The 23,382-nt window shown below is 30.5% G+C and carries 23 protein-coding genes; 3 read left to right on the forward strand and 20 right to left on the reverse strand.

All coding sequences use genetic code 11. The features are described from left to right. Nucleotides 1-255 (forward strand): methyl-accepting chemotaxis protein (locus AJN69_RS08935; RefSeq protein ID WP_032600453.1); only part of this gene is annotated, 255 nt, incomplete at its 5' end. A gap of 42 nt (nucleotides 256-297) precedes the next feature. Here the strand turns inward: AJN69_RS08935 and AJN69_RS08940 are convergent. The 20 genes from AJN69_RS08940 to AJN69_RS09035 all read right to left on the reverse strand — a co-directional run bounded on the left by AJN69_RS08940 (nucleotide 298) and on the right by AJN69_RS09035 (nucleotide 20,799). Continuing rightward, nucleotides 298-2,664, reverse strand: a complete 2,367-nt coding sequence (locus AJN69_RS08940) for a flagellar protein (protein WP_070274073.1) — start codon at nucleotides 2,662-2,664, stop codon at nucleotides 298-300. Between the two features lie 21 nt (nucleotides 2,665-2,685). Then, nucleotides 2,686-4,074, reverse strand: a complete 1,389-nt coding sequence (locus AJN69_RS08945) for an NADH-quinone oxidoreductase subunit N (RefSeq protein WP_044779863.1) — start codon at nucleotides 4,072-4,074, stop codon at nucleotides 2,686-2,688. Then, nucleotides 4,064-5,551 carry an NADH-quinone oxidoreductase subunit M gene (locus tag AJN69_RS08950; RefSeq protein WP_070274072.1) on the reverse strand — a complete coding sequence of 496 codons (1,488 nt, stop codon included), beginning with the start codon at nucleotides 5,549-5,551 and terminating at the stop codon, nucleotides 4,064-4,066. Before AJN69_RS08950 ends, AJN69_RS08945 begins: the two co-directional genes overlap by 11 nt. A gap of 1 nt (nucleotide 5,552) precedes the next feature. After that, nucleotides 5,553-7,343 (reverse strand): NADH-quinone oxidoreductase subunit L, encoded by a 1,791-nt coding sequence (nuoL, locus tag AJN69_RS08955; protein ID WP_044779864.1) that lies wholly within the window; start codon nucleotides 7,341-7,343, stop codon nucleotides 5,553-5,555. Nucleotide 7,344: 1 nt separating this feature from the next. Continuing rightward, nucleotides 7,345-7,641 (reverse strand): NADH-quinone oxidoreductase subunit NuoK, encoded by a 297-nt coding sequence (gene nuoK, locus AJN69_RS08960; RefSeq protein WP_002851490.1) that lies wholly within the window; start codon nucleotides 7,639-7,641, stop codon nucleotides 7,345-7,347. Next, nucleotides 7,638-8,156, reverse strand: a complete 519-nt coding sequence (locus AJN69_RS08965) for an NADH-quinone oxidoreductase subunit J (protein ID WP_002856161.1) — start codon at nucleotides 8,154-8,156, stop codon at nucleotides 7,638-7,640. The genes nuoK and AJN69_RS08965 overlap by 4 nt, the downstream gene beginning before the upstream one ends. Next, on the reverse strand, nucleotides 8,153-8,794 hold the full coding sequence (gene nuoI, locus AJN69_RS08970) for an NADH-quinone oxidoreductase subunit NuoI (protein WP_044779865.1): 642 nt from the start codon (nucleotides 8,792-8,794) through the stop codon (nucleotides 8,153-8,155). The genes AJN69_RS08965 and nuoI overlap by 4 nt, the downstream gene beginning before the upstream one ends. Before the next feature lie 9 nt (nucleotides 8,795-8,803). Beyond that, on the reverse strand, nucleotides 8,804-9,802 hold the full coding sequence (gene nuoH, locus AJN69_RS08975) for an NADH-quinone oxidoreductase subunit NuoH (RefSeq protein ID WP_002856570.1): 999 nt from the start codon (nucleotides 9,800-9,802) through the stop codon (nucleotides 8,804-8,806). Further along, on the reverse strand, nucleotides 9,795-12,257 hold the full coding sequence (locus AJN69_RS08980; RefSeq protein WP_002862214.1) for an NADH-quinone oxidoreductase subunit G: 2,463 nt from the start codon (nucleotides 12,255-12,257) through the stop codon (nucleotides 9,795-9,797). The genes nuoH and AJN69_RS08980 overlap by 8 nt, the downstream gene beginning before the upstream one ends. After that, entirely contained in the window at nucleotides 12,254-12,946 is a 693-nt protein-coding gene (locus tag AJN69_RS08985) for a hypothetical protein (protein ID WP_002862215.1), read from the reverse strand. Before AJN69_RS08985 ends, AJN69_RS08980 begins: the two co-directional genes overlap by 4 nt. After that, on the reverse strand, nucleotides 12,943-13,170 hold the full coding sequence (locus tag AJN69_RS08990; RefSeq protein ID WP_002824979.1) for an NADH-ubiquinone oxidoreductase subunit E family protein: 228 nt from the start codon (nucleotides 13,168-13,170) through the stop codon (nucleotides 12,943-12,945). Before AJN69_RS08990 ends, AJN69_RS08985 begins: the two co-directional genes overlap by 4 nt. Then, the gene (gene nuoD, locus AJN69_RS08995; RefSeq protein ID WP_044778690.1) at nucleotides 13,167-14,393 is read right to left on the reverse strand and encodes an NADH dehydrogenase (quinone) subunit D; all 1,227 of its coding nucleotides are present in this window, start codon (nucleotides 14,391-14,393) and stop codon (nucleotides 13,167-13,169) included. The genes AJN69_RS08990 and nuoD overlap by 4 nt, the downstream gene beginning before the upstream one ends. Nucleotide 14,394: 1 nt before the next feature. Beyond that, nucleotides 14,395-15,189, reverse strand: coding sequence for an NADH-quinone oxidoreductase subunit C (locus AJN69_RS09000; protein WP_079396964.1), 795 nt, complete (start codon nucleotides 15,187-15,189; stop codon nucleotides 14,395-14,397). Beyond that, complete coding sequence (locus tag AJN69_RS09005; RefSeq protein ID WP_002777888.1) at nucleotides 15,186-15,689, reverse strand: NADH-quinone oxidoreductase subunit B family protein; 504 nt, start codon at nucleotides 15,687-15,689, stop codon at nucleotides 15,186-15,188. The genes AJN69_RS09000 and AJN69_RS09005 overlap by 4 nt, the downstream gene beginning before the upstream one ends. Continuing rightward, nucleotides 15,671-16,060, reverse strand: a complete 390-nt coding sequence (locus AJN69_RS09010) for an NAD(P)H-quinone oxidoreductase subunit 3 (RefSeq protein WP_002824972.1) — start codon at nucleotides 16,058-16,060, stop codon at nucleotides 15,671-15,673. The genes AJN69_RS09005 and AJN69_RS09010 overlap by 19 nt, the downstream gene beginning before the upstream one ends. A gap of 113 nt (nucleotides 16,061-16,173) precedes the next feature. Then, nucleotides 16,174-16,839 (reverse strand): ATP-binding cassette domain-containing protein, encoded by a 666-nt coding sequence (locus AJN69_RS09015; protein WP_044778688.1) that lies wholly within the window; start codon nucleotides 16,837-16,839, stop codon nucleotides 16,174-16,176. Then, nucleotides 16,832-17,542 carry an ATP-binding cassette domain-containing protein gene (locus AJN69_RS09020; RefSeq protein WP_044778686.1) on the reverse strand — a complete coding sequence of 237 codons (711 nt, stop codon included), beginning with the start codon at nucleotides 17,540-17,542 and terminating at the stop codon, nucleotides 16,832-16,834. The genes AJN69_RS09015 and AJN69_RS09020 overlap by 8 nt, the downstream gene beginning before the upstream one ends. Further along, the gene (locus AJN69_RS09025; protein WP_074487149.1) at nucleotides 17,539-18,333 is read right to left on the reverse strand and encodes an ABC transporter permease; all 795 of its coding nucleotides are present in this window, start codon (nucleotides 18,331-18,333) and stop codon (nucleotides 17,539-17,541) included. The genes AJN69_RS09020 and AJN69_RS09025 overlap by 4 nt, the downstream gene beginning before the upstream one ends. Then, nucleotides 18,320-19,264 carry an ABC transporter permease gene (locus AJN69_RS09030; RefSeq protein WP_053872620.1) on the reverse strand — a complete coding sequence of 315 codons (945 nt, stop codon included), beginning with the start codon at nucleotides 19,262-19,264 and terminating at the stop codon, nucleotides 18,320-18,322. The genes AJN69_RS09025 and AJN69_RS09030 overlap by 14 nt, the downstream gene beginning before the upstream one ends. After that, a complete protein-coding gene (locus AJN69_RS09035; protein WP_070274071.1) occupies nucleotides 19,264-20,799 on the reverse strand; it encodes an ABC transporter substrate-binding protein in 1,536 nt (511 codons plus the stop codon). Before AJN69_RS09035 ends, AJN69_RS09030 begins: the two co-directional genes overlap by 1 nt. Before the next feature lie 295 nt (nucleotides 20,800-21,094). On the opposite strand from AJN69_RS09035, the gene AJN69_RS10465 reads away from it, so the two are divergent. Together AJN69_RS10465 and AJN69_RS10470 are read left to right on the forward strand one after the other, a co-directional pair. Next, entirely contained in the window at nucleotides 21,095-21,892 is a 798-nt protein-coding gene (locus tag AJN69_RS10465) for a molybdopterin-dependent oxidoreductase (RefSeq protein WP_261664025.1), read from the forward strand. Between the two features lie 196 nt (nucleotides 21,893-22,088). Beyond that, nucleotides 22,089-23,372, forward strand: a complete 1,284-nt coding sequence (locus AJN69_RS10470; RefSeq protein ID WP_350223098.1) for a molybdopterin dinucleotide binding domain-containing protein — start codon at nucleotides 22,089-22,091, stop codon at nucleotides 23,370-23,372. Nucleotides 23,373-23,382: the final 10 nt, after the last annotated feature.

Raw genomic sequence — 23,382 nt, forward strand, 5'->3', positions numbered from 1 at the left:
CTAGCTGAGAGAACTCAAAAGTCTTTATCTGAAATAGAAGCTAATACTAATTTACTTGTTCAATCTATCAATGATATGGCAGAAAGTATTAAAGAACAAACTGCAGGTATTACTCAAATCAATGATAGCGTAGCACAAATTGATCAAACTACTAAAGATAATGTTGAAATTGCTAATGAATCAGCTATTATTTCTAGTACAGTAAGTGATATAGCTAATAATATCTTAGAAGATGTTAAGAAGAAGAGGTTTTAACCTTAGATAACTAGCTAAAAAGCTAGTTATCTCTAAATTTACTTATTGATTTAAAATTTGATTTTTACTCTTACATAAATTCTGCCAATTTGAAACACTTTTGATTTCAAGACATTGTTTTAAACTTTCTTTTTCAGCTTGTATATTTTGCATTCTTTCATAAGTTAAAGCTTGGATATATAAAGCTCTTGCTCTATCTTCATCTGAAAGTTTTAATTTAAGCAAATCTGTTAAAACAGCTAAACTTTCTTCATTTTTATTGATTTTAGCCAAAGCATCAAGATACATAAATTCTAAATTAGGACTAAAAAGATTTATACCTTTAAAATTTTGATAGTCAATGGCCTTAGGTGCGTAAGTTAAAATAGTTGTTTGCATATTATGATCATTAGCATAAGAAAGTAAAGCATCATAGACTTCTACCATACTAAAATTCATTGGAAAACTTTCTAAAATTTGCAAAATTTTAATGGCTTGATTGTAGTCATTTAAACGCAACAAAGACAAAAATTGCAAATAATAAGCCTTAAAATTCTCATCATCGCTTTTTAAAATTCTAGAATTAGCTATATCTTTAGAAATTTTAATCACCTGAGGATATTGTTTATTATCAAAAAGAATAGATGCTTTTTGAAGACCATAAAATATAGAATCTTCGCTATAATTTTTATTTATATAATCAAGTGCTTGTTCAACATTAGAAGTTCTGATAAGACAAGCTAACATTTGTTTTTTATTATCAATTTTCTGACCTATATCATAAGCGCTAAAACGCATAAAAATATTTGCAGCATTGATACAATTATCAGCTTTTATCGCATTTTTTAAATCATTAACAGCTGCTTTCTCTAAAAATTGAGTAGCATTTGGAATTTTTTTACTTTCTATAAGATCTTTATAAGCTAAAATCGCACTAAAATTTCCCTCTTTATAATAAAGTGCAACATCTTCATCTAAAGCTTTATTTGCAATATTCTCATCTTTATTTGCATATTGCTTCATTAAATCTGTATAACGCTGATGCAAAAAGCTTGCATTATTATCACCTAAAGCAAAGAATACCTCATCACTTGCTTTTTTGATTTCATCTAAATACCTACCATCTAAATAATCATCCATATACAAATCAAGGTATTTTTTAGCATCACTAGATCTGTTAGTATGTGATAAAACTAAGGCTAAATCTTTTAAAGTTTCTTCATAACTTGGATCAAGTTTGGACATTTTAGCAAAGGCATCTTCATAAATACTTGCACTTATATCAAATTGTCCTTTTTGATTAAATAATTTAGCAAGTTCTAAGGATCTTGGAATATCTTTTCCAAAATATTCAGGATTGGCTTTTAAAATAGTGTTAATATACTCTATAGCTTTATTTACTTGCCCATTTGAAAGCAAATTCTTTGCCAAACTCATAGCTGCTCTTGCAGCTAAATCTAAATTTTTTGTATTAAAATAAGTATTTTCATAAATATTTACAGCTTTTTCTTTTTCATTTAAATTATAAATATAGTCTGCATAATCAAGTTTTGATAACTGAGTAAAATAATTATTAGGTTGTTCATTATCCAAAATCGACATTGTATATTCCACATCAGCACGCTGGGCTAAAGCGATATAAGTTCTTAACATTATATGTAAAACTTCTGAAAAATTTTTATCACTTGTAAAAGTACGCGTCCAATTTTTAGCATCATCAATCATCTTTTCTAAAATTTGTTGATCACGCATGCTTGGATCTTGGGTGTAAAGTTTATTTTGAGCTCTTAATTTATATAGTATAAATTCACTAGTAAAAATACTGCCACGATATCTATTGATAGCATTTTGCGCATCAATAGCAACCTGACTATAATTAGCCTTATCGTATTCTTTTTTGATGCGTAAATAAGTATTAATATCTGCACTTTGAGGGATAATAACAGGATCAGAATTTAAATCCAAAGCTCCAACATAAGGCAAGCTCTCGTGTGGAAAATTGATATTAAAATCAAGTCCATCATAGTCTTTAATAGGTGCTAGCTCTGGTGCAAAAATAAAAGTAAAAGCCTTACTTTTATGCGAACTTGATGAACTAAGTTCTTTATCTATATAAATATTTTGAGAAGTGTCAAACATTCTTGCTTGTATTTTTGGCAAAATGATCATTTTAATTTTTTGAGCTTCTTGTATAAATTTTAAATCAAAAGCAGAAAAACTCTGATCTTTTAATTTATTATCAACCATACCTACAATATCACATTCAAAATGAACTTTTGATTCGGTAATAAATTTTTGACATGTAAATTCTAAATCATTACTCGCATGTAAAACTGCAAAAGCTTGATTATTTTCGCGACCCGTGTTTAAAACAAGCTCAAAAGCAAAAGCATTTAAAAAACTTAATAAAATTAAAAATAATATTCTCATAAAATAATTATAGCAAAACTCTTATAACATTAACAATATAGCAAAAGTGCTTATACAAACACAAAAAGCTAAAATAAAATTTTGTATAAAACTAAACTTAATATTATAAACCCTATCATTTTTCATAAATAAAGCATGAATTAAAATCTTTAAATACGCATAAAGCATAATAACAGAAGATAAAGCCACAAAAAGTGCCAAATACCAATATCCATTTAAAATTACTGTATTTAAAATCATAAATTTACCCCAAAATACTCCAAAAGGCGGGACACCTGCTAAAGAAAGCACACTAATGCTTAAACAAAAAGCAATTAAAGGTTTTTTAACCAAAAGCCCATTTAAACTCTCATAAGAATTATTCTCATAATTGCCTAAAATCATAAATACAGCATAATTTGCAAAAGCAAATAAAGTCCAATATCCAAAAATAGCAAGCAAAATTCCATCAAAATTTTGTTCTTTTAATAAAGGAATGCAAGCTACCAAAACCAAAGAAGAATGCACTACAGAACTATAAGCAAACATTTTTTTGATATTGTTTTGACTTAGAGCCGCAAAAGCACCTATAAGCATAGAAAAAATCGCTAGAACTATTATGATATATTCAAAACCTGTATTATTTAAAAAATCAAACAAACGAATAACCACAACCAACATGGCAACTTTTGGCACAACTGAAATAAAAGCAACCAAATTTGTATGTGCTGCATAATACACATCTTTAAGCCAAAAATGAAAAGGTGCCAAAGAAAGCTTGATTGCACAAAGAACAAAAATCATCACTCCAGCACCCAAAAGCATGGGATCTTTTTGAAACTCATTTTTTAACGCTAAATTAGCAGATAAATCTAAAGTTCCTGTTTTTAAATAAATAAAAGCTACAGCCATAACAAAAAACCCAGCTCCTACAGCCGCTACACTAAAGTATTTTATCGCACTTGAAATAGCATTATTACTTCCACGCATTGCTATTAAAGTATAAAGTGCTAAAGAAGAACTTTCAAGTCCTATAAAAATAAGTACTAAATTTGAGCTTGAAACCATCAAAAGCAAAGATGCAATCACAAATAAAAATAAAGCATAAAATTCACCCTGATTTTCTTCTTTTTGCATTAAAAGATATAAAAATGAAAAACACAAAATCACCAAAGAAGCATAAAATGAAACAATATCATTATTTAAAGTAGCCAAAAAAGCTTTTGCTTCTAAACCTTGAGCATTTGCATTATTTAAAATCAAAAAAGCACTTACAATTAAAGATAAAGAACTTATACCGATATAAAACGATCGATGAAATTTCCAAAAACCAGAGCAAAGCAAAAGAACTATTGCAGTTGTAATTAAAAATAAAAATGGATAAGATAAGCTTATATTTAAAAGTTCTAAATTTAAAAAATTATTTAACATTTGCCTCTCCTATTTTAGATAAAAAATCTAAAGTATTTTGCTCAACAGCTCTAATATTCATTGTTTTTATAAGATTATCCACATCTTTTTGTATCGGCTTTAAAAGTATATTTGGCATAAGCCCTAGTCCAAAAATCATTACTACAATGCACACAAGCGCTACTATTTCTCTAAAACGTAAAGAAAAACCCTCTATAAAGCTTTGTTTTTGCATGAAAAATATTTTTCTAAATACTGCGAACATATAAATCGCTCCTAAAATAATCACCAAACCTGCCAACAAAGCGTAAAATAAATTAATCTTTGCTATACCTAAAAGAATTAAAAACTCTCCCACAAAAGAAACAGTTAAAGGCAAAGAAACGCTTGCGAGTAAAATTAACATAAAGAAAATTGAAAATAAAGGTGCTTTTTTGGCCAAAGAATGGTAAAAAGAAATATCATAGGTATGATATCTTTGGTATAAAAGTTCAACCATTAAAAATAAAGTTCCTGTTACAATACCGTGTGCAAACATATAAAAAACCGCACCACTAATACCCAAAGCATTTAAAGAAAAAATTCCCAAAATCATCACACCAAGATGTGAAATAGAACTATAAGCGATCAATTCTTTAATATTTTCTGCTCTATAAGCAATTAAAGCATTATAAACGATACTCACTATGCATAAAGCTACAATTAAAGGCATAAAATACACACTCGCATCTGGAAAAAGTGGTAAACAAAAAAGTAAAAATCCAAAAGGAGCCATTTTAAAAACTACAAGCATTACAGAAACAAGCACAGGCGAATTTGCATAAACCTTAGGTGCCCAAGTATGAAGTGGAAATAAAGGAGCTTTGATAGCAAAAGCGATAAAAAATGCTCCAAAAAGTAAAAGTTGCTCTGTGAAATTTACTGCCGAGGCATTATTTTTCCAAATTTCTAAGTCAAAAGTGAAGATGTTTAAAAGTTGATAATTTAAATAAGCTTGATAAATCAATGCCACAAGCATTAAAATTGAACCCGCAAAAGCATAGATAAAAAATTTCACCCCTGCTCTAAAATCTTTACTATAAACTCCCATAATATAAAGCAAAGGCAAAAGAGAAAATTCCCAAAAAACATAAAATAACAAACCATCTTTTGCGCTAAAAAGTCCCATAATGGAAAATTCTAAAAAGAATATACAAGATACAAGTGCTTTTTGTTCCAGCTTTAAAAATAAAAAGCTTAAAAATATCATCAAAGAACTTAAAAGCATCAATATAATTGCGATACTGTCTACTCCTACATGAAAGCTAAAAAATTTCAAAATTTTAAAAGAGAGATTATAATCAAAGCTTGCCCCTTGTAAAAAATCCGCAAAAATATCCAAATTTAAAGCCAAAATTATAAAACTTACAACAACGCTAAAAACCTTAACGCCTCCGCGATTTAAAAGCAAAACCACAAAAGCAGAAATTAAAGGAAAAAATATCAAATAATTTAGCATTTTACACCATCCATACCAAAATCAACAAAATCACAAAAGCTGCCACCAAAAATCTAAGCATTAAGTTTAAGCTGTTTGGCATAATCATTTTTTGTGAAATATTTTGAGAATAAAAAGCAATTTTTTCAACTATTCTATCAAAAATATAAAGATCACAATGTTTTAAAATCGCACATAAGCTTTCATATTTTGAAACAATAAATTGATGATAGAATCTAGGAATAAAATAATCATTACTTAAAAGTTTGTGAATTTTATTTTCTTCAATATTTTCTTTAAACCAAGAATTTTTATAAGCAAAAATAGCCAAAATTACACCCAAAATAGCTGCTACACTCGCACAAATCATTACAATTTGATTTTGCGCATCGATAAAAACTAATTTTGTGCTTAAATATTCAAAAAAACTATGTTCAAAAAATCCTGCAATAATAGCTAAAACCATCAAAGGACTCATAGCTAAAAGTGCGATTTTACTTGCTTCATGTGGATGTTCATCATGCCTTGCAGGGGTAAAAAATACCAACATTAAAAGTCTAAAGCTATAAAATGCTGTTAAAAAAGCTGCGATTAAAAGCACCAAAAAAATACCATGGTGAAAAGAAATGAAAGAATATCCTAAAATCAAATCTTTAGAGAAAAATCCTGCAAAAGGATAAATTCCTGCTAAAGCTAAAGATCCTATACACATCAAAATAGCTGTAAATTTTAAAGGTTTAAAAAGTCCACCCATTTTTTTAATGTCTAATTTATCATTCATAGCATGCATTACATTTCCAGCACCTAAAAAAAGTAAAGATTTAAAAAAAGCATGTGTAGCTAAGTGAAATAAAGCTATACCATAAGCCCCAAGTCCTGCAGCCACAAACATATATCCAAGTTGCGATAAGGTAGAATAAGCAATAATGCGTTTTAAATCCCTAGCCACCAAAGCCATAGAGGCTGCAAAAATCGCTACAAAAGCTCCAAGTAAGGCAATAATATAAGAAACCTCAGGAACTAAATCATAAAGCGTGCTAGCACGAATTACCAAATAAACCCCCGCTGTTACCATGGTTGCTGCATGGATTAATGCAGAAACAGGAGTTGGCCCTGCCATAGCATCAGCAAGCCAAGTGTGAAAAGGAAATTGTGCAGATTTTCCCATAGCCCCTATAAATAAACAAGTTGCGATTAAGATCAAAGCGTTGCGATCTAGGCTTTGTGCCATGGAAAAAACTTCATCATATTTTAAAGTTCCTGCTTGTAAATAAAGCCAAAAAATTCCTAAAAGCATACCCAAATCCGCAATACGATTCATAATAAAAGCTTCATTAGCTGCAAAAGAATAAGTATCGTTTTTATACCAAAAACCTATGAGCAACCAAGAGCAAAGCCCAACGCCTTCCCAACCTACGAAAAGTCCTAAGAAATTATCACTCATAACTAAAAAAAGCATAGAAAAGACAAAAAGCCCCAAATAAGCAAAAAATTTATTAAAACCTTCATCATGAGCCATATAAAAAATACTATAAAAATGCACACAAGTAGCTACAATACCTACAACACTCATCATAGTAAGCGAAATGGCATCTATATCAAAGCCAAAATTTACTCCAGCAAACCATTCAAACAAACTCACATTAAAAGCTTCATTGCAAAAAAGCAAATACAAAGAACAAAAAGCACTCAAAGCTATTAGAAGTGAGCAAATTATCCCTACAAATTGTTTTTTCTCACTCAAAGCAAAACAACTTGCAAACAAAAAAGCTATAAAAGGACTAAAAAGAGAAATCAAAGCCAAATTTTGCATACTAAGCCTCCACTTCTTTTAAACTTTTTAACTCTAAAGTGCCTTTTCTTCTATACCAAAGCACACACAAAGCTACACCAACAGCTACTTCACAAGCCGCTACACCCATGATAAAAAGTGCAAAAACCTGTCCATTTAAATCATTGTGCATTTTAGAAGCTGCTACCAAGGCTAAATTAGCACTATTTAATAAAATTTCACTCGAAATAAAAAGCATAATGAGATTTTGTCTTTTTAAAATCCCTACAAGCCCTATAACAAACATTAAAATAGCGACAAAAAAATACTTTTCTATCATTGTTTTTCCTTTGTAAGCTCTTTATGAGTAAGAGTGATAGCACAAACTAAAGCAATCAAAAGCAAAATAGCTATAAATTCAAAAGCTAAAAGATATTTTGAAAAAATCGCTAAAGCCAGTTGTTTATTAAAATCAAACAAAGCAGGATCATTTAAAGGCAAATCCGTGCTGATATTTTGGTATTTAAAACCTATAAGCATAGCCAAAAGTAAAATTGCACTTAAAACTACCAAAGTAAAAAAACTTTTTTTAGCTTTAAGTTGTTCTTTAAATTCTTTAGAAGCATCAAAAAACATCATCGCGAAACTATAAAGTCCAAGCACAGCTCCACTATAAACAATAATTTGTATCACGCCTAAAAACTCTGCATCAAGTAAAAAATAAAATCCCGATAAAAACACCATTCCACCCGCTAAAGCCGAAAGAGAATAAAGCATATTTTTACTTAAAACCGCAATGCCAAAAAAGCCTAAAACCACTACACTAAAAAATACAAAAGCCAAATTTTCTATCATTTATTTTCTCCTTGCTCTTGTGTATTTTGATTTTCTAAGGCTCTTTCTTGCATCACATCGTAATAATTTGGTGTTTTTACCACCAATAAATCAGCATCTTTTCTAAGGCTTCCCGCTCCTTCAAATTCAACTTGATTTTTAAGCTTATCAATAGGAGTTAAAAAATCTTGCTTATAGCCAAAATAAGACCTTTGCTCAGCTGCATTTTCATACTCTGTTCCATGCACTATAGCAAGTTCAGGGCAAACCTCAGCACAAAAACCACAATAAATGCAACGCCCTAAATTAATACTATAATTTCCTACTTTTTTACGCCCATTTTCATCTAAAGAAGTTTCCATTCTAATACAATTGCTAATGCAAATTTTTTCGCAAAGCCCACAACCTATACATCTTTCATTTTCGCTTTCTATAAAACGCATCAAACGATGAACAGCACGGTAACGATTGTCAAGCTTTACCTTTTCAAAAGGATATTTAATCGTAGCGCTATTATTTCTCTTAAGTAATTCTCTCATCATCACAAAAAGCCCTACAAAAAGCTCTAGTTTAACGCTTCTACGCAAAGCTTGTGAAATTTTCTCCCAAGTGCTAACAGGAGTTTTTCTTTTCTCATCCACTAAATAATAATTTTTCATATCAAACTCCTATAAAAGAACTGCCAAAGCAGTGATTAAAAGGTTTAAAACCGCTAAAGGGATTAAGATCAAATAGCACATTTTCATCACTTGATCTGGACGCAATTGCGGAAAAGCAGCTCTTGCCCAAAAATACCAAAAGAAAATAAAACTTGATTTTACTATCATCATAATCCAACCAGGAATAATCCAAAAGCTATTAAAACCCCCTAAAAACAAAAGAGTTACCAAAATAGCTCCAGCTATCATAGAAGCATATTCACCTATAAAAAACATACCCCATCTTAAACCCGAATACTCCGTTCCATAACCCGCTACAATTTCAGCATCATTTTCCGTCAAACAAAGCGGAGTTCTATTGGTCTCTATAAATAAAGCAATTATAAAAAGCACAAAAGCCAAGGGCTGTTTAAAAATAAGCCAAGAAAAAAATCCATCACTTTGATAATTGTTAATATCCACCAAAGAAAAAGAACCTACAAGCATTACAATAGCAATCAAAGCCAAAGCTCCTACGCTTTCATAGGAAATAATCGCTACAAGCCCTCTTGCAGCCCCTAAAATCGACCATTTATTATTACTTGCAAGTCCACCCAAAAACACCGCATAAAAGCAAAGTCCTGAAGTGCCGATGACAAAAAGCAAAGCTACATTGATATCTGCCACTATAGGCTGAATCACCCTTCCAAATAAAGTAAATTCAGGTAGCATAGGAATAGCCGCTAAAGAAACAAAAGCACAAATAGCAGAAATCAAAGGTGCTATAGCAAAAATAAATTTTTGCGAATTTGAAGGGATTATATCTTCTTTAGTAAAAAGTTTTATCATATCAGCTACAAGTTGAATAAGCCCAAAAGGCCCTACCATATCAGGCCCTATGCGTCTTTGAAAATAAGCTAAAACTTTTCTTTCAGCATAAGTTGCAAGACCTGCTAAACTCGCAAATATTGCAATGACAATAATACATTTAATCAAAGCCTCTAAAGCAAAAAAAGCAAAATCACTCATGGTTTGTTCCTAATTTTTCTAAATTCGCCACAACAAATCTTTCATCAAAAAAGCTTAGCGTGTCAAGTTTTTCATCAAAATACGGTAAGAAAGCTCCATTTTTTATATCCTTATCCACACGCACACTAAGGCTTAATTCTTTATCTTTTATTTTAAGTTTTACAAGATCTTTATCTTTTAAATTTTTCTCTTTAGCTAAATTTTCACTTACACCTAAAAAAATCACCTCATTAATCGCACTAGCACGATTTGAAAATCTACCAAATTGATAGCTAGGATTAGCACTATAAAGCAAAATTTCATCTTCTTTTGGGTTTAAATTTTCAAAATTTGGAGAGATGAATTCTTTTTTAGCAACTTGTTTAAAACATTCTAAATTAAGCTCATATCCCCTTTTACAATCGCCTGCATTGGTATAAAAATTGTCTAAATGATCAAAATCAATCGGAGAAAAACCTTTATTTATAGGGAGTCTCTTAGTATAATTTATGGTATATTCCTCATCAAAACCTAAAGCATTAGCTAAATCATTTAAAAAATATCCCTTAAATTCTAAAGCAGCGTTAGTTGGCACCACTCTTTTATCGTAATTTAAAAAAGTTCCTTCTTGCTGATTTAAACTCGCACTAGCTAAATTTGCATGCTCTTCATAAGAAAAACTAAAATCACCTTTTTCATTATAACCTAAAGTCTTGCCTTCTTGTGTGTTTTTATCCAAATCGCAAATCATGGCCACACCTAAGGTATTGGTATGCGTAGGATTTAAAAAGACTTTAAAAGGAGTGGTATTTTGGATCAAAGCAAGTAATTTAGCAAGTTTTTTCGCATTTTTATGAAAATAAAAATCACTCCCTATAACAAGAGTAAAATTTGCTTTTTTAAGCAATAAATCTTCTAATTTATCTTCATCTATGCCTAAATTTTTAGCAAAAATAGAGCGTTGCACTTCTATGATTTTTTTCACTTTCTTAGGCACGACTTTTTTTACTTCTTTTTGGATTTCATTGCCTTCTTCATCTTTTTCTATGACTTGCTCTACAACTTCTTCGTTGATACTTTCTTCTATTTCTTTATTTTCACTAACAAAAAACTCTGCTAAATGAGTTTTAATACCTTCATCTTGGCTAAATTTTTGAAGTAAAAAATATAAAATTTGCTCTTCATCGCCACTTTTATGAATGTGTGAAATAAAATTTTTAGAATATTTTGCTATACCCATATCTTCCATAGGATGAAAATAAAGCCCTGAGCCTTTATTCATCACTAAAGCATTATTGATTTTATAGCTAAGTGTTGGAGCATCATATCTTAAAAGCATTCCAGCCACAACCAAAAAATCACTTTTTGTTATATCTTGAGTATTAGCACTATAAAACTCGCCAGAATTAGCGATAAATTCTTGTAAAAATTCTTTAAATTTCAAAGCTTCTTCATTGATCAAAGAAAGATTAAATTTCTTTTTTAAATTTTGTAAAATCAAAGCTTCTTCATTGGTAATAAAACTATTAAATTTAATGTTTTTAATTTCATTTTTCTCAAAAAGCTCCACAAGTTCTTTAAAGGCTTTTTCATCTTTATCTGCCTCATTTTGCGTATCAAAAGCAAATCTTGCAGCCTTATTTAAACTCGCAAAGGCAAAATCATTACTCACACGATAAATTTTTTCTTTTTGATTGCTAATACCACTTTGCTTAATATCATAATACATCAACTCACAATCGCTTGAATGCGGATTTGAAGCAGGGATTCTTTTAAGTTCCCAAATATTTGAAGTGTATTGAAATTTCGAACCTATCAAAGCTCCTGTTGGGCATACGCTTGTACATTCCCCACAAAATGAACAATCAAGCGTGTCGCCATTTGCAGGACCTATCAAACTTTTTTGAAATTTAGTCCAAATCGCATAAGCATCTTTTCCCATGCTCTCTTTAAAGCTATTATCCACACTATCTCCGCCACGAGGAACGGTTTTTAAAGCACTTTCGCCGATTTTATCCTTACAAACTGTAATACAACGCTCACATACTATGCAAAGTGCGGGATCGTAATTAATCATTCCCCAATGTTTATGCGGTTTATGCGTGTCTTTAATCCAATGTTTTTGAACATTTACACGACTTTTATGAGTGAAATTTTGCAATTCACACTCGCCTGATTTATCGCAAACTCCACATTCTAAAGGATGATTGATACAATAAGCTTGCATGATCTCATTTCTTTCATCCCAAAGATTTTTTAAATCACTTTCTACAACCATACCCTCTTTTGCTTTAGTATTGCAAGAATATACCTTTTTACCATCAGCTTCAACCATACACATACGACAAGCCAAAGTAGGACTACAGCCTGAAAGATAGCAAATCGCTGGGATAAAAATATCATTTCTTCTTGCTATATTTAAAATATATTCGCCTTCTTCAAAGGCGCAATTTATACCATTAATCTTAACTGTCATTTTGCTTCCTTTATGCGAATTGGAGTAAAATCAAAACCATTGTTTTCATAATTTAAAAAAGCTATGGTGCCTTGTAAATTTTCATCTAAACAAAGCTTGGTTTTAAAACTAAAATCTTTAGCCAAAATTTTAACTTCACTTTGATCTTTGCATTTTGCAATTTGTAAAAATTGCTTTGAACAATGTAAATTTTTATCTTGCAAATTTGCTCTAAAAAGCACTAAACCATCATAATTATCTAGTTCTTTTAAGGTGTTTAATTTTGCCTTTTTAAAATCGCATTCTTCTTCATCGCTATCTAAAATCTTTAATTCATATTTTACGCTTAAGAAATTCAAAAAATATTTGATATTTTCGCTATCTTTATAAAAATGGATATTTTTATCTATAATTAAATACTTAGCCTCTTTTAAAAAAGCAAGCACTTCACCTGCTTCTTCCTCTCCAAAGCAAGATTCAGCACTTAAATATCCCTCATCTAAATCGCTAAATTGTCCTTCATCGCTTAATTTACAAAGCAAGGCTAAAACAAAACTCAAACTTGCAATTTCGCATTTGTAAAATTTAGCTTTTAAATTTTTATCTTCCAAACAAGAAATATTAATACTATTTACACCTATTTTTTCACATAAATTTTTGTTTTTAAGGCTTGGCATATCTAAAAAACAAAGAGCATTATCATAAATCATACCCTCTCCTTTTTTATAACAATAGTCCAATCCACTTGATTAAATTTCAAAGAATTTAAAAGCTCACAGCCTTGTTCTTTTACAAAAGAAAAACTTTTTTCAACAGGAGAAAAATCGCCGATTTCAAAAAGCACCACTAAAACCTCGCCTTGTTTTGCTTCTTTTATGATTTGTGCTAAATCTTCAAAAAGCTCTTTGCTTTTTCTTAAATCTACTCTTCTCATCGATCTATCTCACCTAAAACTATATTTACATTACCCATAATGGCTACAACATCAGCCAAATAAGTACCTACAAGCATTTCTTCAAAAAACGCACAATGCCAATAACTAGGCGTTCTAGCCTTTAAACGATAAGGTCTTCCTGTACCATCACTATGGATAAAAAAGCCAAGCTCACCTTTTGGACTTTCGGTAGGCACATAAACTTCGCCTTTAGGAGGTTTTAAACCTTGAGTGATTAAAACAAAATGTTGCATTAAGGAATAATTCTGCGTTAAAATTTGTTCCTTTGAAGCACTTACATACTCAGGATGCGTAGCTAAAATTTCAGGTGGAGTATCTTTATAAAGCGTGGCACATTGCCTAAGGATTTTCAAACTTTCACGAAATTCTTGCATATAAACTTTATATCTTGCATAAGAATCCCCTTGTGTAGCATAAGGCACACCAAATTCAACTTCATTATAAAGCAAATAAGGCTCTTCTTTGCGTATATCGTATTTTATACCACTTCCTCTTAACATCACACCTGTACAACCCCAATTTAAGGCTTGCTCTTTAGTAACCACACCTACATTTTCAGTTCTTAAACGCCAAATTCTATTATCATCTAAAAGATCTTCATAATCTTTTAGATCATTTGGAAATTTATCACAAAATGCAAGCATTTCTTCTAGATAATTTTCAGGTAAATCAAGCATAACCCCACCTATTCTCATAGAAGAATGCGTAAGCCTTGCGCCACAATACTTTTCTATCAAATCCAAAACATACTCACGTTCTCTAAAACAATACAAAAACACACTCATCGCACCAATATCAAGCGCATGAGTGGCAAGCCAAAGCAAATGTGATGCAATACGGTTTAATTCTAAAAGTATCATGCGTATCACTGCTGCACGGCGTGGAATCTCTAAACCACAAAGCTTTTCAACCGCTGCACAATAAGCATAATTATTCGCTGAAGCAGCGATATAATCCATTCTATCAGTAGTAGGAATAAATTCTTGATAAATCATATTTTCAGCCATTTTTTCCATACCACGATGCATATAACCTATACAAGGACGCGCTTTTACAACTTGCTCTCCATCAAGTTCTAAAATAAGACGTAAATTTCCATGTGCTGAAGGGTGTTGAGGGCCTAAATTGATAATCATTTTTGAGTCTTCTTGCTCAAAAGTTATATTTTCATAATAAGGTTTTAACTTGCTAGGAATTTGCATTTTAACGCCTTTTCTCTAAAATTTTTGCTTCATCACGTTTTACTTTTTTTACAAAAGCTACGCCTTCATCTTCTTGATATTCTTGTTTAAAGGAAATTTCCTTCTTTTGACCACCTTTTGACACTTCATGATAAAGTCTTGCAAAATTTAGCGTATCTTTATCATCAACAAAACCAGAATCTCTTTGTTCTTCACCCACTACTTCACGATATTCTTTACCAAAAATTTTATCAATCTCATACCATCTTGCAAACTCATCACCCTTTAAAGGATAAGTTTTTAAAAGCGGATGTCCAAACCAATCATCAGGCATTAAAATGCGTTTTAAATTGGGATGATTTATGATGAAAATTCCAAACATGTCATAAATTTCTCTCTCACTCCAATTTGCCCCTTTAAAAACATGAGCCACGCTTTGCAAACGCTCTTTTACACCTACAAAAGTTTTTATTCTCACTCTTAATTTTTTTTCTAAATTTAAAAGCTGATAAAACACTTCAAAACCATTTCTATCTGCTATAAAATCAATAGCACTTGCCTCTGTAAAACTTAAATACCCTAAAGTTTTAAGCATTTGCAAGGTTTTAACATTGTCTTCTTTTTTAATTTCTATTACCCAAAAATCAAGCTCTATAAAGGAATTTAAAATTTCTACTTGAGTTTTTAAAACTTCAAAATCATCTTTAAAAACACTTTCATTAACATCAGATTTTACAGTGTGTGGTGCGTGATAAAATCTATCTTTATAGTAATTTTGAGTTTGAGCATTTTTTTTATCGCTATACTTTCTCATCATACCAACCTTTTAGGTGCGATCTTGCGACTTGCTTTTTCTTTGCGAATCTTTTTTTGCAAAATCATCAAAGCAAACTGAAAACTTTCGGGGCGTGGAGCACAGCCTGGTACATAAATATCTACAGGTATAATTCTATCCACTCCTTGAACAGTAGAATAAGTATTAAACATACCACCTGTATTGGCACAACTTCCCATAGAAATCACCCATTTAGGATCAGGCATTTGATCATAAAGTCTTCTTGTAAATTCAGCGTGTTTTTTACATAAAGTTCCTGCGATAATCATCACTTCGCTATGACGTGGCGAAGCTCTAAAAATCGTTCCAAATCTATCAAAATCATATCTTGAACCCCCAGCCGCCATCATCTCAATCGCACAACAGGCAAGTCCATAAGATAAAGCCCATAAAGAATTACTCCTACCCCATTGAACTAGTTTATCAACGCTAGTTAAAACGACGGGCAAACCACTTGCATAATTTACTTGATGCTCTGCCATGCAAACGCTCCTTTTTTATAAGCATATAAAAATCCAACTCCTAAAAGTACGATAAAAACAAAAACTTCTAAAAGCCCAAACCAACCTAAATCTTTAAAAATCAAAGCCCAAGGAAATAAAAACACAACTTCTATATCCAAAAGTATGAAGATTAAGGCGATGATGAAAAATTGAGAGTTAATCTTGTTAGCTTGTTTAACAGGAATAGGACCACATTCATAAATTCCAAGTCCTAATTTTTTGCGATTTTTTGCGGCAAAATTATTACCAATTTTTGAAGCTAAAAAAACCAGTCCAAAAAAAATAACACTAGCAAGTACTAGCATTAAAAAAATACCAAAATAAGGATGCGAAGCATCTATATGAGACATTTATTCTCCTTTTTTAAAGCACTTTAATCACTCCACAACAAAAATTAAATTTACACTTTTCTTTATTTTACTCTAAACTTTCTATATTGAAACTTATATTAAAAAATATTTTTTTAAAGTTTTAATTTTTTATGATTAAATTTATAAAAAAGATCACTTTGATGGGTTATAAATATATAAGAAATATTATTTTTTTGCTGATAGTCATATAAAAAAGTTAAAATTTCTTTAGAAGTTTTAATATCAAGCGCTGAAGTAATTTCATCTAAAATCAACAATTTAGGATTTAAAACCAAAGCACGGATAAGACCTACACGCGTGGCTTCTCCTCCGCTTAATTCATAGGGTTTTTGTTCTAAAATTTGTTTTTTTAGACTAAAAAAATCAAAAAATTCTAAAATCAAGTCATCATTCTTTTGTAAATTAAAATTTTCCAAACCATCTTGTATAAGATTTTTGATTTTTTTATAAGGGTTTAAAGTCATTTTGTGATCTTGAAAGCAATACTGAATTTGCTTTCTTAAAAGTCTCTGTTTGTTTTTATCAAGCTTGTGTAAGTTAAGATTTTCATACCATATCTCACCCTCGCTTGGATCTTCTAAAAAACAAAGAATTCTAGCTAATGTACTTTTACCTGCACCACTTTTACCTAAAATCATTAAATTGTCATTTTCATTTAAAGAAAAATTGATATTATCAAAAACAATATGTCTTTCTTTTTTTAAATACCAATGCTTTTTAAGCTCATAAAACTTACTTAAATTACAAACTTTAAGCATTATAATACCTTAAAAACTCATCTAAACTATATAAATTTGAACTATTTTTTTCTAGCATAAGAATTTCATCTGCTAAAGAATTTACCAAATTTAAATCATGAGTGATGCAAACTAAGGCTGTAGTATTTTTTAATTCTTCTAAAATCGATATGATCTTAGAAGCGTTTTCTTTATCCAAAGAAGCTGTGATTTCATCACAAATTAAAATTTGGGGTTGATTTAATAATGCTAAAGCTAGGCTCACCCTTCTTGCCATACCCAAACTTAATTCATTAGCATAAGAATGCCATAAACGATCAAGATTTTCAAATCCTAATTTTTTAAAATAAGAAAAAGCGTAATCTTTTCTTTCTTTTTGTTTTAATTTTGTATGAGTTTTTAAAACAAGATGACATAAATTTCCGATATCCAAATAAGGATAAAGACTAAGCTCTGCATCTTGTAAAACAAGTGCCACCTTAGAACGAAAATCTCTAAGTTCTTCTTTGTTAAAATTAAAAATACAAGAATTATGAAAACTTAATTCATCAAAACTTATTGTGAAATTAGAATCTAAAAGTCTTACCAAAGCTTTTCCTAACAAGCTTTTACCCACTCCACTTTGTCCTAGTATCATTAAAGTTTTGCCTGTTTTTATATCTAAATTAATATCCTTAAGCAATAAATTATTCTTCAAACTGATATTTAAATTTCTTACCTTCAAGATCTTATACCCCAAATTTTTTGTAAAAAATTACCCAACCATAAAAGAGGTAAAAACAACAAAAGCAAGCTTAAAAGTGGAAAAAGTATCATCCACCAAGCACCTATAAAAACTGCTTTTGAAGACTCACTCAAAAGAGTACCTAAAGTTGGAATTTCAAATCCTAAGCCCAGTCCAAAAAAACTCAAAGTAGCTTCTGTGGCTATAGCATGAACAATATTAAATATAAAAAGTGTAAAAATCAGTGTTTTTAAAGCGGGTATTAAATCTTTAAAAAAAGCTCTAAATTTAGTTCTTCCAAGCACTATATTTGCTTTGTAAAAATCTAAATTTTCAAGTCTTTTTAATTCACTTTCTATAATTCTTGCTATGAAACACCAATGAATTAAAGCGATTAAAAAAATCATCAAAAACACATCAGAAGTTATCATGCTTTGAAAAAACATCATAAGTAAAAAAGCAGGCAAGGCTAAAAAAAACTCTAAAATACGCATCCAAAAAATATAAAAAAAACATCGTGCTAAAAACAAATAACACAAAGCAAAAATAATAGACAATAAAGATCCACCAACACCTATAATCAAAGAATTTCTCAAAGCAAAAAGCAAACGAGAAAACAAATCCCTGCCTAAAAAATCAGTCCCTAAAATATAAGTAAAATTAGGAGCTTGATGCAAATTTTCTAAATGAGTGCTTAAAATATCAAAAGGAGTCAAAAAAGGTGCGAACAAGGCGCATAAAAACAAAAAAATTAAAGGCGCAAGTATGATAAGAAATTTAAACAAAATCAAGCCTTCTTAATCTAGGATTTAAAATCCTAGCTACAATATCACTTAAAAATGTAAAAAATGCTGCAAGCAAAACACTAAAAAATATAAGCGCAAGCACAACAGGATAATCTTTAAAAATAATACTTTTAAAAAGTAAAGACCCAAGCCCCTCGTAAGCAAAGACACTTTCTACCACATAAGTTCCCATCATAAAACTTAAAGCACTTCCCCCAAAATAAGCCACAATAGGACTTAAAGAATATTTCAAAACTAAAAAATAAATATCTTTTTCCCTCAAAGCTCTAGCATATAAATTTTGAATAAAAATTTGAGAAAAACTTTCATTGATAAAATTTCTAGCAATCCTTAAAAATAACGCCAAATGTGATAAAACGAGCACCAAAACAGGTAAAATCAAATGCTCTAAACGATTTAAAAAATCATCTTCAAAGCCTATATCACTACTTCCCATAACAGGCAAAATTTTCCAAAAAATTCCAAAAATTAAAACAAACAATAAAGCTAAAACAAAAGGAGGTAAAGCAAAAAAATTAAAAGCTAAAAAAGTGATGATTTTATCTATAAAACTTTCTTTATAGTAATATCCTAAAAGTGCCAAAAAAACACTGAGTAAAAATAAAAGCATTAAGGCACTAAAACCCAAAATAAAAGTATTAAAAATTCTTTCTTTTATAAGCTTTAAAACACTTTCTCCACTTAAAAAAGAAACCCCTAAATCTCCTTTTAAAGCCTTAAAAAGCCAAATTTTATACTGCTCTAGCAAAGGCTTATCAAGCCCTAAATTTTGTTCTATTCTTTGAATAAATTCTTTACTTTGTGAATTAACTCCATTAACATAAGCTATACCGCCTTTACTAAAATAAAGCAAAGCAAAACATAAAAAAGTGCTAAAAAATGCTACGACAAGACTAAAAACTAAGCGTTTTAGCACTATTTACTCCACTCATAAACATTCCAAGTAAAACCCACTCCATGATGACCTAAAGTCCTTGCTTTGATACCTTTTAAATCTTTATTATAAACTAAAGCAAAATCAAGATAGGCTAAAAAGATAAAAGGAGGATTTTCATACAAAGCATCTATAAAATCTTTATAATATTTTTTTCTCTCTTCCAAATTTGAAGTATTTCTTGCTTTTTGCAAGGCTATATCCACTTTTTTATCATGATAATGTCCAAAATTCCAACCCTCATCATTTAAAGCACTATCTTGCGAACTTTCAAATACCCTAAAAGTGTGAAAATCAGGATCTAAAGGACTTCCCCAGCCTATTAAAAAACTATCTACTTTAGAATAATCAAAACTTCCAGCAGGTTTAGCCACTACCTTGCTTACAACTCCTATTTTTCTAAATTCGCTTTGCAAAATTCCAGCTAAACTTACCCTTAAAGGATCATTACTCATCGCCCAAATTTCAAATTCTAAAATTTTCCCATCTTTTTCAAAATTTCCATCTTTATTTTTCTTAAAACCTGCATTTACAAGTAAATCCTCGGCTTTTTTAGGATCATATTTGTAAATTTTAAAATTCTTAGGATTTGCCCAAGAACGCTCTAAAGGGTGATTAGCTACAAAAGCATAATCATGCAAAAGATTTTTTACTATACTTTCTTTATCAACTGCATAATTTAAAGCTTGTCTTACTTTTAAATCTTTTAAAAATTCATTATCAAAATTAAACATTAAAGCCCGATAATCAGCCGATTTTTCACGTAAAATTCCAAAATTTTCATCATTTTTAAAAATATTTAGCAAAGAAACATCGATTAAAGCTGCGTCTATCTTGCCATTTTTAAGCTCAGCACTAGCTATAGAAGGATCAAAAATGTGTTTTATAATAAGTCTTGGAGTTTTTACCTTATCAAGATAAAAATGTTCATTAGCTTTAAATTCAACATATTCACCTTTTTTCCATTTTACAAATTTATAAGGACCTGTACCTATAGGATTTTGATTAAAAGAGCTTGTGTTTAAATTCTCATTTTCAAGCAAATGTTTAGGAAGCATTCCTATGCTTAAAGCATCTAAAAATGCAGGATAAGGTTTAAAAAGTGTGATTTTTACATGAGAAGGATTTAAAATTTCCACACTTTTAATGTCTTCAAAATTGACATAAACAGAAGAATTGTTTTTAGGATTTTTAAAGGCTTCTATGCTAAATTTCACATCATCAGCACTAAATTTGACTCCATCATGCCATAAAACATCATCTCTTAAAAAAATATCATAAACAAGCCCGTCTTTACTAACATCCCAAGACTTAGCCAAATCAGGTTTTAAACTCATATTTTCATCAAAACGCGTAAGCCCTGAAAATACAAGATTAATCACTGCATCATGATCCTCACTATAAGCAGGATTTATCCTTGCGATTTCATTTTCAACTGCTATAATAAGTGTATCTTTTGGGATTTTTGCTTCTAAATTCACAAACAACAACATTGCAAAAATTAAAAATCTCAACATAAAAAACCTTTTTATTTTAATAACGCACAAAATTATAAAACAAAAAAACTCAACTCGCAAGCCTATACGGGGGATAAAGTTATATTTTAGTTATAAATTTATATTTAAATACTATTTTAATAAATTTTTATCATTATATTATTCAAATTTTTATTTTTTGAAGTTAAATTCATAAACGAAAAATCCATTATAAAGCCTATATTTAGGAGTTTTAAAGTCTTAATTTTAATTGAATAAAATTATTATTTGTATTATAATCGCAATTACTTTTGTCACATAAATGTAAGGAGATAACATGGAACAAAATCGTAGAGATTTTTTAAAATGGAGTTCTTTGTTTGGCGGCTTAACCTTAAGTCCTATAAGTCTAAGTGCAAATTTATTAAAAACTCCACCATTGATCAGCAAATGGGCTGGATGTAATGTAAATTGCGGAACAAAATGTCCTGTAAAAGTGCATACTCAAGATGGAATTATTAAATATGTCAGTACTGATAATGAAGGTGATGATAGCTTTGATAATCGTCAAGCAAGAGCCTGTATTAGAGGTAGAAGCTCAAGATATAAAGTTTACAATGCAAATCGCTTAAAAAGACCATTAAAAAGAGTGGGAAAAAGAGGTGAAGGTAAATTTATGCCTATTTCTTGGGAACAAGCTTTTGATGAAATTTCTGCCAAAATGCAAGAAATTAAAGAAAAATACGGCAATGAAGCCTTTTATATAAATTATGCAACAGGAACAACAGGAACAATAATTAATCGCTGTACACAAGGTCCATGGGCTAGACTTTTAAGTCTTTATGGTGGTTATTTAAATTATCATAATTCTTATTCTACGGCTCAAATTTCAAATGCTATGAATTTTTTCTATGGTGGATCTCCTGCTAGCGATATATACACTTTACGCTCTGCAAAATTAGCTATATTTTTTGGAGCAAATCATGTTGAAACTAGAATGGGAGGTGGTGGAGTAGGCTATGCTTATCAAAAAGCCTTTAGCACCAGGAACCGATGCAGCTTTGATTGCTGTGCTAACTTATGTGATGATAAAAAGATTTGCTTGATAGAACTTTTCTTGATAAATACACCATAAGCTTTAGCGAAAATACTCTGCCACAAGATACAACCAAAACTCAAGCTATGAAAGCTATGTTTTAGGACTAAACGATGGAGTAGAAAAAACTCCTGATTGGGCTAGCAAGATTACAAAAATTCCAGCACGCCGCATAGTTCAACTTGCAAGAGAAATTGCCACCATAAAGCCTTGTTTTATAGAACAAGGTTGGGGAGTGCAAAGACATTCAAATGGAGAACAAAATGCAAGGGCGATAGCAACTCTAGCTTGTATTACAGGAAATATTGGCATAGAAGGGACAAATACAGGATGTCGAACAGGGTCAAGTAAAACATATGATATAATGGGTATGCCTTTTAAAAATCCAATAAAAGATTCTATTCCTTGTTTTTTATTTACAGAAGCTATTTATCGCGGAAAAGAAATGACAGATATTAGTGATGGGGTGCGTGACACAACACAATTAAAACAAAATATCAAATTTATTTTCAATACAGCAGGAAATTGTCTTACAAATCAGCACAGCACCATTAAAGAAGTGCATGATATTTTAAGCGATGAGAATTTGTGTGAGTGTATAGTAGATGTTAATGTAACTAGAACTCCGTCAAATAACTACGCAGATTATATCTTACCTGATGCAACTATGCTGGAGCAAGAAGATTTTATAAGACCTAGCGCAGGATATTATAGCAATAAGCCTTATATTATTTATTGTCAAAAAGCTATCGAGCCAGTTGGCGAAGCAAAACCTATTTATGAAATGTGTCTTGAACTTGCTAAAAGACTTGGCATAGAAAAAGAATTTAGCGAAGGAAGAACACAAAAAGATTGGCTAAAATACCTTTATGAAGAAAGTATGAAAAAAAATCCACTTTTGCCTAGTTTTGAAGAAATGTGCGAAAAAGGACTTGTAAAATTTGAGCCTGTAAAACCTGTAGTGGCATTACAAAGTTTTATAAAAGATCCTATCAATAATCCTTTAAAAACTCCTAGCGGAAAGATAGAAATTTATAGCACAAAACTTGCACAAATGCAAAAAACTTGGAAATTAAAAGAAGGACAACAAATAGTGCCTATTCCTGTTTTTGAAAGCCAAAGAGAAGGGATTTTAGATCCATTAAAACAAAAATATCCTTTGCAATTTTTTGGCTATCACTACAAAGGTAGAACACATTCTAGCTTTTGGGAAATTCCACAAATTAGAGAAGCTAATCCACAAGAAATTTGGATAAATACCATAGATGCAGAGCAAAGAAGTATCAAAACGGGCGATGTGGCGCAAGTAAGAAATGACTTAGGAATCATACAAGGCATTGCAAAAGTTACTCCAAAAATCATACCAGGTTGTGCAGTAACACCACAAGGTGCATGGGCAAAATATGAAAATGGTATCGATGTGGGAACTTGTGTGAATTCTTTGGCAAGTATAGTACCAACTGCTATTTCTAAAGGAAATGGACAACATTCTATTTTAGTTGAAATTGCAAAAGTTTAAGGAGAAAAAG

Origin of the sequence: Campylobacter sp. BCW_4338 (assembly GCF_001763255.1) — a bacterium.
GTDB lineage: Bacteria > Campylobacterota > Campylobacteria > Campylobacterales > Campylobacteraceae > Campylobacter_D > Campylobacter_D jejuni.